The organism is Nocardia albiluteola (assembly GCF_018860155.1).
Classification (GTDB): domain Bacteria; phylum Actinomycetota; class Actinomycetes; order Mycobacteriales; family Mycobacteriaceae; genus Nocardia; species Nocardia albiluteola.
This window is the reverse complement of record NZ_JAHKNI010000028.1, coordinates 14,217-27,598: the sequence shown is the minus strand read 5'-3', so window position 1 is coordinate 27,598 and position 13,382 is coordinate 14,217. Positions and strand designations below refer to the sequence as shown.

Here is a 13,382-nt window from a genome sequence, read left to right as displayed (position 1 = left end):
GTGAACGCATTTGACGGGGTGAGAGTGGTTCTGCCAGCACGCAGATCGTCGTGCGGAGCACCGTTGGTCACCGTGGATCGGGGTTGACTGTCTCATGAGCACACCATCACCAGGCGGCCGGACCGCCGCTGAGCCCGAACTGTGCCGCGTGTCGGTCATCGGAGGGAACACCCAGCTCGACGTCGGGCTGCCATCCGCGATACCCGTCGCCAGCTTCATCGGCGAGCTGGTCGAACTCATCGAATCGCGCAATCCCGATCCCGGTGACACCGAGGAGGACGCCGGATCGCTCGAGACCCAGCACTGGACGCTGGCGCGCCTTGGCCGCGAGCCCATCTCGCCGAACCGCACCCTGACCGAGGCCGAGGTCTTCGACGGCGAGCTGCTGGTCCTGCGGGCGGTCGGCGCGAAGGAAACGCCCGCCCTGTTCGACGATGTCATCGATGCCGTATCGCGGCTGACGGCGGATTCGTTCCGCGGCTGGACTCCCCAGGCCGCCCGGTGGACCGGACTGGTCGCCGCCGTCGTGGCGACGGTGATCGCGATGCTGCTGCTGGCCGGCGGACGGGCCGAGGGCGAGGGGCTGGCGGCGCCGTTCATCGCGCTCGGCGTCGGCCTCGCCGCGATGGTCGCCGCCGCGATCGCGGTGCGCCGCTACGGCGATGCGCTGTCGGCCACCTGGCTCTCACTGGCCGGGCTGGTGCTGATGTTCACCGCCGGGGCGCTGTTCATCCCGGGGTCGCTGGGCAGTCCGCATGTGCTGCTGGGCTTTTGCGTGACCCTGCTGGTCGCGACCGCGGGCTATCGCGCGACCGGCGTTGCGGCGACGCTGTTCTCGGCGGCCATCACGGTCTCGATATTCGGCGCGATCGCGGCGGCCGTGCATATGATCTGGGATCCGGCGCTGCCCAAGATCGCCTCCGGGCTCCTGGTGGGCGCGCTGGTCGTGGTCTCCTCGGTGCCGCGCCTGTCGGCCGTGCTGGCGCGGCTGCCCGTCCCGCCGGTGCCCACGGCCGGCGGGGCCATCGACCCGGCCGACCACGAGCCGCGCCCCACGATCGAGGGCATCGGCGCGATCGGCGCCACCGCCCTGCCCTCGGCCATCGGCCTGGGGCGACGGGCCAAGGCGGCCAACGAATATCAGACCGGCGTGCTGACCGGATGCACCCTGGCCGGGGTGGTCGGCGCGGTCGGGTCGGCCGATCCGCTCGGCGGCGCGCACTGGCCGGGCATCGCGCTGGCCGCGGTGGCCTCGATCATCCTGGCCCTGCGCGGGCGCTCGTTCGCGGACCTGACCCAGGCCGGGGCGCTGATCGCCGGCGGCGCGGTGACCTTCGTCGCCACCACGGCCGGTGTGGCGCTGGGCGATTCGAGTGCCCGGCTGCTCGCGGTGGGGCTGCTGCTGCTGTTCGCCGCGGCGGTGGTGGTTTTCGGCATCATCGGCCCGCACCTCGAGATCACCCCGGTCATGCGGCGGCTCAGCGAGCTGTTCGAGTACGCCCTGATCATCGCGGTGATTCCGTTGGTGCTGTGGATCATGGGCGTATACGGGATGGCCCGCGGCATATGAGTGGGGCGCGATACGCCGGCGGCGTCCGGCGCGGTGGCCTGCGGATTGCCTGCGCGGCAACGATTCTCGGCGCGGCCGTCTTCGGGGTGCCGGGGCCCGCGACGGCGGTCTCCCCGCCGTCGGTGAATCCCGGCGCGCTCGGCCCCGCCCTGGACCTGAGCGGCCGGCCCGGGCCGCTGGAGCCGACCAAGCAGAAGACCGTCTGCGCCACGCCGATGCTGTCGGGCTCGCCCCCGGCGGACGCGCCGATCGCGCAGCGGGTGCTGGATCTTCCGACGGCGTGGAAGTTCTCGAAGGGCGACGGGCAGAAGGTCGCGGTCATCGATACCGGCGTGAATCCGCATCCGCGGCTGCCCCCGGTGCAGCCCGGCGGCGACTACGTCGTCGCGGGTGGCGACGGCCTCACCGACTGCGACGGCCACGGCACCATCGTCGCGGGCATCATCGCCGCGCGGCCCAGCACGACCGACGGATTCGCCGGTGTCGCACCGGATGCCGCCATCATGTCCATCCGTCAGCTGAGCCTGGCCTACGAGGCCGCGAACTCGTCGTCGTCCTCGGCGCCCGGCGCCATCGCCAATGCCGGCTACGGCAATGTGCTCACCCTCGCCGCCGCCGTCGTCCGGGCAACCAATATGGGCGCCACCGTGATCAACGTGTCCGAGGTGGCCTGCACCCAGGCCGGCGGGGACACTGCCGACGGAACCCTCGGCGCGGCAGTGCAATACGCCTACAACCACAATGTGGTGGTCGTCGCCGCGGCCGGCAACATGCAGTCGGACGGGCCGTGCAAGACCCAGAACTCGGATTCCGGTTGGGAAAACGTGCAGACGATACCGAGTCCGGCGTGGTTCGATAAATACGTGTTGTCGGTCGGTTCGGTGGATCCCAGCGGAGCGGTCTCGGATCTGACGCTGCAGGGCCCGTGGATGGGTGCTGCCGCGATCGGGCGCCAGATCGTGTCCCTGGACAGCAAGCCCGGCGGGACCGGACTGGTCGACAGCGTGAACGGCACCGACGGCGTGCGGCCCATCGAGGGGACGAGTTTCGCCGCGCCCTTCGTCTCGGGCCTGGCCGCGCTGGTGCGGTCGCGCTTTCCGAATCTGACTGCCGGACAGGTCATCGACCGCATCGAGCGCACCGCCCACGCACCCGGCCGAGGGCGCGACGACAAGGTCGGGCACGGTCTTATCGATCCGGTGGCCGCGCTCACGGAGGTGCTGCCGGACGAGCCCGTCGGCACCGGCGCCCAGAAGGCCCACGCGTTGCCCACGCCGTACTTCCCGTCGCCGCCGGATCCGCGCCCGCGCGAATACGCGATCATCGGCTCGATCACCTGCCTGTCGGTGCTGGGGATCGGCGTACTGCTGGCGATTCCGCTGCGCCGCAAGCGTTCCGGTGATTCTCCAGATAGCGAGCTGTAGGGAAACATGATTACCGAAGGTTTTGTGCGCCGTCCCCGCATCGCTCCGCCGCGGGCGCCGGGTGGCGAGGTGACGCTCAGCCCGCCGCCGGAGGTCACCAGGCCGGTGCCCGGCCCGCTGATCGCCCGGATCATGCCGGTCGTCATGATCGTGGCCGTCGTCGGCATGATGGCGATGTTTGCGACGCAGGGGAAGTCGCTGCTGAGCAACCCGATGATGATGATGTTCCCGATGATGATGATGATGTCGATGGTCGGCATGGTCATGGGCTTCAGCCGCGGCGGCGGCAACAAGTCCGCCGGTGAGCTGAACGAGGAACGCAAGGACTACTTCCGCTATCTCGACCAGATCCGCCGGGACGTCCGGCGCACGGGGCTCAAGCAGCTGGAATCGCTGACCTGGAGCCATCCCGAACCGGTCGACCTGGAATCGATGGTCGGCAGCCGCCGGATGTGGGAGCGCCGCCCCAACGACCCGGACTTCGGGCACGTGCGCGTCGGAGTCGGAAGCCATCGGCTGGCAACGAAACTCGCCCGTCCGGAGACCGGTCCGATCGAGGACCTGGAGCCGGTGTCGACGGTCGCGCTGCGCCGGTTCGTGCGCACCCATTCGGTGGTGCACCAGCTGCCGACCGCGGTGTCGCTGCGCGCCTTCCCTGCGATCAACATCGAGGGCCCGGACGAGGACTCGCGCATGCTGGTGCGCGCGATGCTGATGGAGTTCACCGCATTTCACGGTCCCGATCACGTCGCGGTCGCGATCGTCTGCGCGGATCCGGACGGCCCGGCGTGGTCGTGGGCGAAATGGCTACCGCACCTGCAGCATCCGAGCGCGCGCGACGGCATGGGCTCGATGCGCATGATGTACGGCTCGCTGGGCGAGCTGGAGACCTCGCTGTCGGCGGAGCTGATGGAGCGCGGGCGGTTCATGCGCAATCCGCAACCAACACAGGGCCGCACGCATCTGCTCGTGGTCATCGACGACGGCTACGTGAACGGGACCGAGCGACTGGTCAGCGAGTCCGGCCTGGACTCGGTGACGGTGCTGGACCTGACCGCCCCCGAGAACGGCCTGGCCGCGCGGCGCGGCCTGCAGCTGGTCGTCGGCGACGGCGCGGTCAGCGCGCGCAGCGTGGCCGGGGTGGAGCGCTTCGCCACCGTCGATGAGATCGGATTGCCCGAGGCCGAGACCTTCGCCCGCTCGCTGGCCCGATACCGGATCGCGACCGCGGCGCAGATCGTCAGCCTCGGCGACGAGACCCGCGCCGATCCGGGCCTGATGGCACTGCTGAAGATCCCGGACGCCGCGCAGATCGAGCCGGCCAAGGTGTGGCGCCCGCGCACCCCGCGCGAGCGGCTGCGGGTACCGATCGGCATCACGCCCGACGGCACGCCGGTCGACCTGGACATCAAGGAGTCCGCCGAGAACGGCATGGGCCCGCACGGATTGTGCATCGGCGCAACCGGTTCGGGTAAGTCGGAGTTCCTGCGCACGCTGGTGCTGTCGATGGTGGCCTCGCACTCCCCGGACGCGCTCAACCTGATTCTGGTCGACTTCAAGGGTGGCGCAACGTTTCTCGGGTTGGACCCGCTCCCGCACGTCGCGGCGGTCATCACCAACCTCGAGGCCGAGCTGTCCATGGTCGACCGTATGAAGGACGCCCTGGCCGGCGAGATGAACCGCCGTCAGGAGCTGCTGCGCTCGGCGGGCAACTTCGCCAACGTCACCGAGTACGAGAAGGCCCGCGCCGCGGGCACACCGCTGGACCCGCTGCCCGCGCTGTTCGTGGTCGTCGACGAGTTCTCCGAACTGCTCTCGCAGAAGCCCGATTTCGCGGATCTGTTCGTGATGATCGGCCGGCTGGGCCGGTCGCTGCACGTGCATCTGCTGCTGGCCTCGCAGCGCCTGGAGGAGAACAAGCTGCGCGGCCTGGACTCGCACCTGTCCTACCGCATCGGCCTGCGTACCTTCTCGGCCAACGAATCCCGCGCGGTGCTGGGTATCACCGACGCCTACCACCTGCCCAGCGTGCCGGGTGCCGGCTACCTGAAGACCGACGCCGCGGATCCGTTGCGGTTCAACGCAACCTACGTCTCGGGCCCGTACGTGGCGCCGGCCACCTCCGGGCCGGTCGTCGGCCCGGGTGGGCGGATTCACGGCGGGCGCCCCACGGTGTTCACCGCCTCGCCGGTGGAGATCCCGGAACCGCCGGAAGAGCCGGAGCCCGAATTCGATCCGCTCGCACTGCCGGAGCCGCCGACCCCCGAGGCGCTGGCCGAGGAGGGCATTCCGGATTCGCTGCTCACCGTCGTGGTGAAGCGGCTGACCGGGCACGGGCGTCCCGCGCACGAGGTGTGGCTGCCGCCGCTGGAGGAGTCGCCCTCGGTGGACATGCTGCTGCCAGACCCGGATTGGCGCTCGCCCGCCAACCGGCACGGCCAGCTGTGGATGCCGATCGGCATCATCGACAAGCCGTACGAGCAGCGTCGTGACGTGCTGACCATCCAATTGTCCGGCGCCCGAGGGCATGTCGCGGTGGTGGGCGGTCCGCAGTCGGGCAAGTCGACCGCGCTGCGCACCATCATCATGGCCGCCGCGGCCACCCACACGCCCGAGCAGGTGCAGTTCTACTGCCTGGACTTCGGTGGCGGCAGCATGGCGGGCCTGGTCGGCATGCCGCACGTCGGCTCGGTCGCGGGCCGCCTCGACGTGGACAGGGTCCGGCGCACGCTCGCGGAGCTGACCACCATCATGCGCCAGCGCGAGGAGCGGTTCAGCGAACTCGGCATCGAATCCATGACCGAGTTCCGGCGCCGCAAGTTCTCCCAGATTCGCACCGACGGCACCATGCCGCCCGGAAATCCGCTGGAGAACGACAGGTTCGGCGATATCTTCCTGGTCATCGACGGCTGGGCGACGATCCGCGAGGAGTTCGAGACGCTCGAGCCGGCGATCCACGCGATCGCCGGGCAGGGCCTGTCCTTCGGTATCCACCTGATGCTCGCCGCGTCGCGCTGGGGCGAGATCCGCGCGGTGGTCAAGGACCAGATCGGCACGCGGCTCGAGCTGCGCCTGGGCGATCCGTCGGATTCGGAGATGGGCCGCCGGACCGCGGCGCTGGTCCCGGTCGGGCGTCCCGGCCGCGGTCTGACGCCCGAGGAACTGCACATGCTGATGGCGCTGCCGCGCCTGGACTCCCGCACCGATCCCGCCACCGTGTCCGAGGGCGTCGCGCTCTCCAAGCAGGGCATGGAACAGCTGTGGGGCACCCGCCGCGCGCCCGAGGTGCGCATGCTGCCGCATCAGTTCTCCCGCGAGCAGCTGTTGCAGCTGGCCGCGGCGCGCGGTATCGAGCAGAGCTCGACCAAGATCGTGGTCGGCCTCGGCGAGAACGAATTGGAGCCGCTGGTCCTGGATTTCGGGGCCGAGCCGCACCTGATGGCCTTCGCCGACGTGGAGTGCGGCAAGACCACGCTGCTGCGCAACATCGCCATGGGCATCACCGAGAGTTGTACGCCCGAGCAGGCGCGCATCATCATGATCGACTACCGCCGCACCATGCTCGGCGTGGTCGAGGGCGAGCAGCTGGCGGGCTACTCCACCTCCTCGCAGACCTGTGGCGCGATGATCAAGGACGTCGTCGGCTTTCTGGCCGAGCGGATTCCGGGCGCGGACATCACCCCGCAGCAGCTGCGCGAGCGCAGCTGGTGGAGCGGCCCGGAGATCTACATCCTGGTCGACGACTACGACATGGTCGTGCAGGGCTCGAACAACCCGCTGCTGCCGCTCAACGAATACCTGCCGCAGGCAAGGGATATCGGTGTGCACCTGATCGTCACCCGCCGCACCGGCGGTGTGTCCCGGGCGCTGTTCGATCCCGTGCTGGGCGGCATGAAGAACATGTCGGTGGCCGCGCTGATCATGAGCGGTCCGCGCGACGAGGGCAAGATCATCGGCGATGTGCGGCCCACCAAGCTGCCCCCCGGGCGCGGCGTGCTGGTCTCGCGTACCGCGGGCCAGGAGATGGTGCAGATCGCCTATCTGCCGCCGTTGTAAGCGGAGACGCTTCGCCGCTGAACTGGGCCGGCACGGGGCATTTCGCACCGGCGACCACACCTGCCCGGCGCGCATGCGGCTCTGCTGGGCACGTCGGTGGGCGTGGCAGTGAGGCACCGCGCGACCTGGTCGGCTGTTAGGGTTCGGCGGGGAGGTGGGCTCGATCGTGAAGCGTTGTGTGGTGACTGCCGTGGCCGCGCTGCTGCTGACGGGCGCGGCGGCGTGCGGGTCGCCCGCCGGCGGCGGGGACCCGGAGCCCGCCGTGGATCTCGCGCGGCTGGATCCGGGACCCTATGCGTCCCAGCCGAAGCCGTTTCACACCAACGATCCCAGGTTCGTGGCGGGCCTGTTCGAGGCCGAGCGGATGGCGAGTTACATTCCGCTGCCGCACGAGATCGATCCCGCGCTGAAGTACAACAACACCCGGTCCACACAGGTCTTCGCGGGCGGGAACCGGACCCCGGTCGGGATGATGTACGAGTGGGCGGCGCGCGATCCCATCGACCACGACACGCACGGACTGATCGGCGCCTTCAGCAGTACCGGCATGTCGGACGAGGATTACACGGCCCTCGGGTACACGGTGTCCAACACCGTATTCCTCTATCCGGATGCCGATTCCGCGTCCGCGGCGGCCACGGAGATGGCCCAGGCTGGATTCGAGCCGCGCAAGGGGCCCGCCCAACCCGCCCAGTTGCCGCGGCATCCCGATGTGCGAGCCGCGTGGCTGCCGGGGCAGCAGGTGCTGACCGCGTGGTATCCCACCGGCCGGTTCGTGCTCGCCACGGTCGTGTACAACCAGGAGAACCAGCTGCTGCAGGTCTCGGATCTGCCCGCGCTCGAGGCGCCCGCCGACCGCAGCCTCGACGCGATTCCGGCCCGGCTGAAGGACTTTCCCGCGACGCCGCCGGATCGGCTCGGCGCGATGGCGCTGGACCCCGACGGGATGCTCGCCCGGTCGCTGGTACGCCCGCAGCAGGACGACTGGACCTCGATGCCGGGAGTCTACGACGCGCGCGGCGATCTGCAGCTGGAGGCCGATCCGGATCGCTATGCGCGGGTGTTCGCCGAGTCCGGTATCGACCGGGTGGCCTACGCCGGGGGAACCCTGGTGCGCGCCAGGGATTACCGCGGTGCCCAGCGCTTCGTGATGGCGGAATCACAGGACGAGTTTCTGCGGCGCCAGGCCTCGCCGCGGGGGTTGCCCGCGGCGGTGTGCGTCAAGGATCTGCATCCGACCTTCGGCCTGATTCCCTACTACTGCCGCGTCGCGCACGACCGATACGCCGCGACCGTGTGGTCGGATCAGCTCCTCGATGCGCAGCAGCGGATCGCCGCGCAGTACGCGCGGCTGGTGCGGAGCAAGTGAGGTGGCGGCGATGAAGACGGTACGGGTACTGGCGGTTTCGGCGGTGGCCGCGATCGCCCTGGCTGGCTGCGGCATGTCGGTGCCCGGTAGTCCCGTGGCCGGTGAGCTCGATGTCCGCACACTCGACATCGGCGCGTACTCGGACCAGCCGCTCGAGTTCCGTTCGGAGTTCCATCACAGCCTGGACGCCGGGACGGAGCTGGCGATCATCCGGCTGGCCGGGCACGTGGCGCTCGGGTCCGAGATCAAGGTGTCGGTGCAGGTCGGCGCCGGCGTTTTCATTCCGGCCGCGCTTGTCGGCGGCGGGATGAGCGTGCTGCGCGAGCCCGGCGACTACGAGTCCTCGGTGGCGCAGGACCAATTTCGGGCGGTGCTCCAGCGGGACGGCATGTTGTTCGGATTCGGCGCGGACGGCGCCGACCGCTCCGAACCGGACGCGCACGCCGTGGCGGGGGATACCGCGTTGTCGCTCACCGTATTCCAATTCCCCGACGACGCCTCCGCGGCTGCGGCGGCCGGGGATCTCGAGGCGGTCGACTTCGCCGTGGCGCCCGGCAATGTCCCCGTGCAGCTGGCGAAATACCCTGCGGCCAAGGCGCATTGGCGGCCGGATATCCGGACGATGGGCGCCCGCATCGCCCACGGCTCCTATGTGGTCGACCTGTTCGCCCGGACCCCGCAGCCCGACCTGGCCGCACTGACGGCGCTGAGCGCAACGGCGCTCGATGTCCAGCTGCCGCTGCTGGACTCGCTGAAGCCGTTGTCGCGCAGGGATGTGCTGCACCTGGACTACGACCCGGACGGGCTGATGCGGCGCACGCTGAAGGTATCGCCCGACCAGCAGCCCCGGTTCGATCCGCAGTCGACGATGGCCGAGGGCGACATGGATCCGCGGGCGCTGCTGCACCGGCTATCCAAGCCCGCCGCGACCAAGGCGCTGCTGGCCGCCGACGGTGTCGACCGGGTCGCCCTGTCCGGCAGCACGGTGCTGATGCGCGCGCGCGACGAGGCGGCCGCGGCGTCGCTGTGGAAATCGCTGAATGCCACCGCCCCCAAGGACGTTCAGACCCCGCCCGGACTCTCGTCCGCGGGCTGCGGCGAGAACGCCGACGCCGGTCCGACCGGCAACCGCTACACCTGCCGCGTGCGCTACCGCCGGTATGTGGCCACGGTGTCGAGCGATCAGCTCAGCGACGTGCAGCAACGCGCCAGCGCGCAGTACGCGCTGCTTGCCAACGCGCAGTAGCGAATACCCTCGTCGATCAGCCTTCGGTCGCGAACTGGGCGGGGGCGGTGAGCGCCGGGGTGGGCAGGTGCCAGCTGTCGGCGCGGCGCTCGAACAGGGCCGTCGAGGGCCCCGATGCGTCGGGCCCCGCGACGCGGGCCAGCTGGAATCCGGAGCGCCGATAATAGTCGTGCAGGCCGGTGTTGGTCGTCCAGGCATCCAGTCGCACCCAGGTGCGGCGCCGCCGCCGGGCCAGGGCGGCCGCATGCGCCAGCAGTGCCGAGCCCACCCGGTTGCCCGCGAAACGCAGGTCCACGATCATGTAGTGCACGATCACCGCGTCCGCGAGCTCGCCGGGGGACCAGAGACCTTCGTCCGCACGATCATTCACGGTGATGGTGCCTGCGGGTTCGCCGTCGATCTCGGCGATCCACGTCTCGCGCGCGTCTACCGCGCGGCCCACCGCGCGGGCAAATATCTCGATGGGGAGCCCACGCCCCTGCCGTGTCCACTGATCCGAGCCTCGGGCCGCAAGCCAGGCCGTGCGCTGGAGCCGTAGTCGGCAAATGGTGCCGAGATCGGACAGCTCAGCCTGGCGAATGCGGACGGTCATGGCGGCCCCGGCACCAGCGAGTTACCGAAGGAATGAGAATTGCCCGGGGGCTGCGGCGTCCCGAGGGTCTTGCGGATGAGCTCGGTGCCGGCATCGTCGCCGAGTTCGTAGGCCAGGCGGTTGCGGGCGGCGATGGAGCGATGGCGGGTCACGCGGGTGACGCGGTCGGCGTTGGCGCCGATGCGTAGGTGATCCAGCAGCATGGTGCCGACACCGACGCCGAGCACCGCGGCCTCCTCGGCACTCGCCGGCCGCGCGACAATGGTGTCGCGGTGCGCGGATTCGGGGTGGCCGCGCTGGGCCAGGCGGCGCGTGGTGCCCTCGGGAATGTCGTGGGGGGAGTCGACGCCGGTGGCCTCTGCCAAGTCCCGTGGATAGAAACTGATTTCCCACGACCAGGGTTCGTTGTCGAGGTACTGCACGACCGTGCGGGCCACCACCCAGGAGTCCTCCGGAACGCCCAGCCACATCGCCACATCCGGGGCGGCCGGTTCCATGCGCGCGCTGAACTGCTTGGACGGCTCGCGGCCGACGCCGCGGGCGAGCTCGGAGAAGATGTCCTGGGTGGACTTGGGGCGGTCGGGGCGGATCGAGCTGGTGACAATGTATTCCAGCACCTCTTGACTTCGCACGATGGTGCCGCGCGAAGTTGCTGTGTAGAGCAGATTTTCGGCTACCAGAACCTGAATTGCGTTGCGAGCGGTTGTAATTGATACCTGCATCTGATCGGCCAGCTCGTTGTGGCTCGGTAGCCGATCTCCGGGCTTCCATGTGCCGTTGCGGATCTCCTCGCGGAGGAGGTCTGCGATCCGCTGGTACCTCGGACCGTCCGCCATCTCGCTCCTACGGGTTGTTACTTCAAGGAAAGGAAGTCTACCCTGCTGCTCCCGGTGGCGTGTGACCCTTGACACTCACTTTCAGAGGTTTATTGTAATGAACGTCCTGAACGAGGGTTGTACGGCGATGACGGCGAGGCAACGTGGCGGGTTCGGAGACAACTCATACGATGGTCATGGCAGTTCCCGATGTGCCGCAGGGTGCGACTGCGGTGGAAGCCCTTATGAACGGCATTCTGCCGGGCTCCGACCTACTCCTGCGTGCCTGCCGCGGTCACCGCGTCATCGGCGGTCCCCTGCTGTGGTTCTCCCGTGATCTCGCGGTCCTGCACGAGCGCCGCCTCATCGGCTACGGCGGTTCCGAACCGGACTCCAGTCCGGCCACGCTGCTCGAGATCGACCGCCGCCGTATCGAATTGGTGATGGCGATCGACGACTGGATCTCCCGTTCGATACCGCAGCATCGCCTAGGCGCCACCCTGCACACCGAAACCATCGGCTCGGTCATCGACCGCATCGCCGAGGCCTCCGTCCGCGCCCACCACGCCCTGATGACCCTCGACGCGAACGACGAGATCCTGCACGTCGCCTGGCATCACCTGGCCGAGCTCGCCGATGCCTACGACGACCTCGTCGCCGACGTCCTGGCTGGCCGGCGCCGCCTTCCCGCCTGGTAGGCGGCGCCGATCGCGCAGGCGTCACAACGATTTCCGCGTTCAGGCTCTCGTAAATCCGCCCGCCTGTGCGGAATTCGCCGTTGGTTTTCGCTCAGCGAATGTTCTTGTAGACGTCGACCAGTGCGGCCGCGGTCCGCTTCAGCGAGTCGCAGCTGCCGTGGCCGGACATTTCGACCTCGTCGACCCACTGGTCGTTGCCGCGTGAGATCGGGTGGGACTGGTCCAGGAACAGGTCGATCCGGCAGCCGCCTGCGCTCCCGGAGTCGGTCACCGCACCGGGTACGCCGTTGATGTCGGTGACCTTGCCGAGCCGGCGCTCGCCCGCGAGGACGCTCAGGGGCTTCTGATTCTCGGTGAGTTCCTGGCGGGTCGCGTCGTGGTTCGAGTCGAGGTAGAAATCGCAGTTGTAGGGGGTGGTGTTGGTGATCACCTGCAGGCGTGGGCGGTCCTTGCCGATGACCGACAGGACGGCGCAGGGGTCCAGGCGAGTCAGCGGGGTGTTCAGGCTGACCCTGCTGTTCATGCGCAGCGGCGGGGTCTTGGGCAGGGGCAGGGCCGCGCGGGCGAAGGTGATCGCGGCGTCGCAGGCGTTGGTGTTGTTGTGACTGGTCACCGCGTAGTTGAACGAATGCGGCAGGTACGGCACGGTGATGCTGCAGGTATTGGTCCCACTGGGCGTCACCCCGAGCTTGATGTCGCCGAGATCGATTGTCCGGATGGGGGATTCGTCCCACTGCCCCAGGGTGACATCGACGGTGTAGGTGCCCCTCGGGTAGTCGATCGAGCACACCTCGAAATTCTGCGCCGGGCCGATGGACACCGGCTTGCCCAGCGAGGCCAGGGCAGTGGCGTCGGCGAACCCGCACGGGTCCAGTAGCCGCTCCTGATCCCGGGCGGACAGCTCCTGCTGATCGCCCGCGCTCAACTGCGCGCGATACGACGCCAGCGGCTGGTCCGACACCATGGGTATCGCGGTCCCGCTCATGCCACACCCCGCCAGCGCCGCGACCAGCGGCGCGAGCGCGAGAACCCCCACCCCGAAACGTCTGTTGAGCACGCAGCGCAACCTATCGCGGCGGAACGGCATTCAGCAAGGATGATGGTGTGGTACCGCCGTGAATATTCGAGGAGGCCCACCGCATGACGACACAGCCCGACCTAGCCATCGAACTGCGCCCGATCGGCCGCGTGCAATCGATTCTGACCACTCGCGGCCAAGGCCCCCGGCAGGCCGATGAGGGCGCGCCGCCCGCGGATCTGCTGATCGATCCCGAATTCGCCACCGCCGCAGCCGATTTGCGTCCGGGCCTGCGCATCGTGATCCTCACCTGGCTGGACCGCACCGATCGCACGGTGCAGCAGGTGCACCCCCGCGGTGAGGGCGACCGCCCCGCAACCGGGGTCTTCGCCACCCGCTCGCCCGACCGCCCCAACCCGATCGGTCTGCACGAGGTGACGGTTACCGCCGTCGCGGGCACGACGGTGACAGTCGACGGACTCGAGGCACTGGACGGTACGCCGATTATCGACATCAAGCCCGTCCTGGAGCCGATCGCCGAACGGTGAGGGGCGGAACGACGCGGCATGGCGCGGGTTGGATCGGCACAGCACC

General features: G+C 69.3%; 10 protein-coding genes. 7 read left to right on the top strand and 3 right to left on the bottom strand.

Annotated features, from left to right (window positions below; all coding sequences use genetic code 11):
• The first annotated feature begins 94 nt into the window (after positions 1-94).
• The 5 genes from eccD (at position 95) to KO481_RS41525 (ending at position 9,665) form a co-directional block, all read left to right on the top strand.
• Positions 95-1,570, top strand: a complete 1,476-nt coding sequence (gene eccD, locus KO481_RS41545; protein WP_215924068.1) for a type VII secretion integral membrane protein EccD — start codon at positions 95-97, stop codon at positions 1,568-1,570.
• On the top strand, positions 1,567-2,994 hold the full coding sequence (gene mycP / locus KO481_RS41540; protein WP_215924067.1) for a type VII secretion-associated serine protease mycosin: 1,428 nt from the start codon (positions 1,567-1,569) through the stop codon (positions 2,992-2,994). The genes eccD and mycP overlap by 4 nt, the downstream gene beginning before the upstream one ends.
• Positions 2,995-3,000: 6 nt before the next feature.
• On the top strand, positions 3,001-7,050 hold the full coding sequence (gene eccCa, locus KO481_RS41535; protein WP_215924066.1) for a type VII secretion protein EccCa: 4,050 nt from the start codon (positions 3,001-3,003) through the stop codon (positions 7,048-7,050).
• Between the two features lie 181 nt (positions 7,051-7,231).
• The gene (locus KO481_RS41530) at positions 7,232-8,419 is read left to right on the top strand and encodes a DUF7373 family lipoprotein (RefSeq protein WP_215924065.1); all 1,188 of its coding nucleotides are present in this window, start codon (positions 7,232-7,234) and stop codon (positions 8,417-8,419) included.
• Between the two features lie 10 nt (positions 8,420-8,429).
• Entirely contained in the window at positions 8,430-9,665 is a 1,236-nt protein-coding gene (locus tag KO481_RS41525; RefSeq protein WP_215924064.1) for a DUF7373 family lipoprotein, read from the top strand.
• Between the two features lie 16 nt (positions 9,666-9,681).
• Here the strand turns inward: KO481_RS41525 and KO481_RS41520 are convergent, their stop codons facing one another.
• Both KO481_RS41520 and KO481_RS41515 read right to left on the bottom strand, forming a co-directional pair.
• Positions 9,682-10,257, bottom strand: coding sequence for a GNAT family N-acetyltransferase (locus tag KO481_RS41520; protein ID WP_215924063.1), 576 nt, complete (start codon positions 10,255-10,257; stop codon positions 9,682-9,684).
• Positions 10,254-11,093 (bottom strand): GntR family transcriptional regulator, encoded by an 840-nt coding sequence (locus KO481_RS41515; protein WP_215924062.1) that lies wholly within the window; start codon positions 11,091-11,093, stop codon positions 10,254-10,256. Before KO481_RS41515 ends, KO481_RS41520 begins: the two co-directional genes overlap by 4 nt.
• A 176-nt stretch (positions 11,094-11,269) precedes the next feature.
• Here KO481_RS41515 and KO481_RS41510 point away from each other — a divergent pair, with 176 nt between their 5' ends.
• Positions 11,270-11,770: a DUF4254 domain-containing protein gene (locus tag KO481_RS41510; protein ID WP_215924061.1), complete on the top strand. Its 501-nt coding sequence runs from the start codon at positions 11,270-11,272 to the stop codon at positions 11,768-11,770.
• A 91-nt stretch (positions 11,771-11,861) separates the two neighbouring features.
• Here KO481_RS41510 and KO481_RS41505 read toward each other — a convergent pair whose 3' ends face one another.
• Complete coding sequence (locus tag KO481_RS41505) at positions 11,862-12,827, bottom strand: DUF3558 domain-containing protein (RefSeq protein WP_215924060.1); 966 nt, start codon at positions 12,825-12,827, stop codon at positions 11,862-11,864.
• A gap of 83 nt (positions 12,828-12,910) precedes the next feature.
• On the opposite strand from KO481_RS41505, the gene tsaA reads away from it, so the two are divergent.
• Entirely contained in the window at positions 12,911-13,336 is a 426-nt protein-coding gene (gene tsaA / locus KO481_RS41500) for a tRNA (N6-threonylcarbamoyladenosine(37)-N6)-methyltransferase TrmO (RefSeq protein ID WP_215924059.1), read from the top strand.
• Positions 13,337-13,382: the final 46 nt, after the last annotated feature.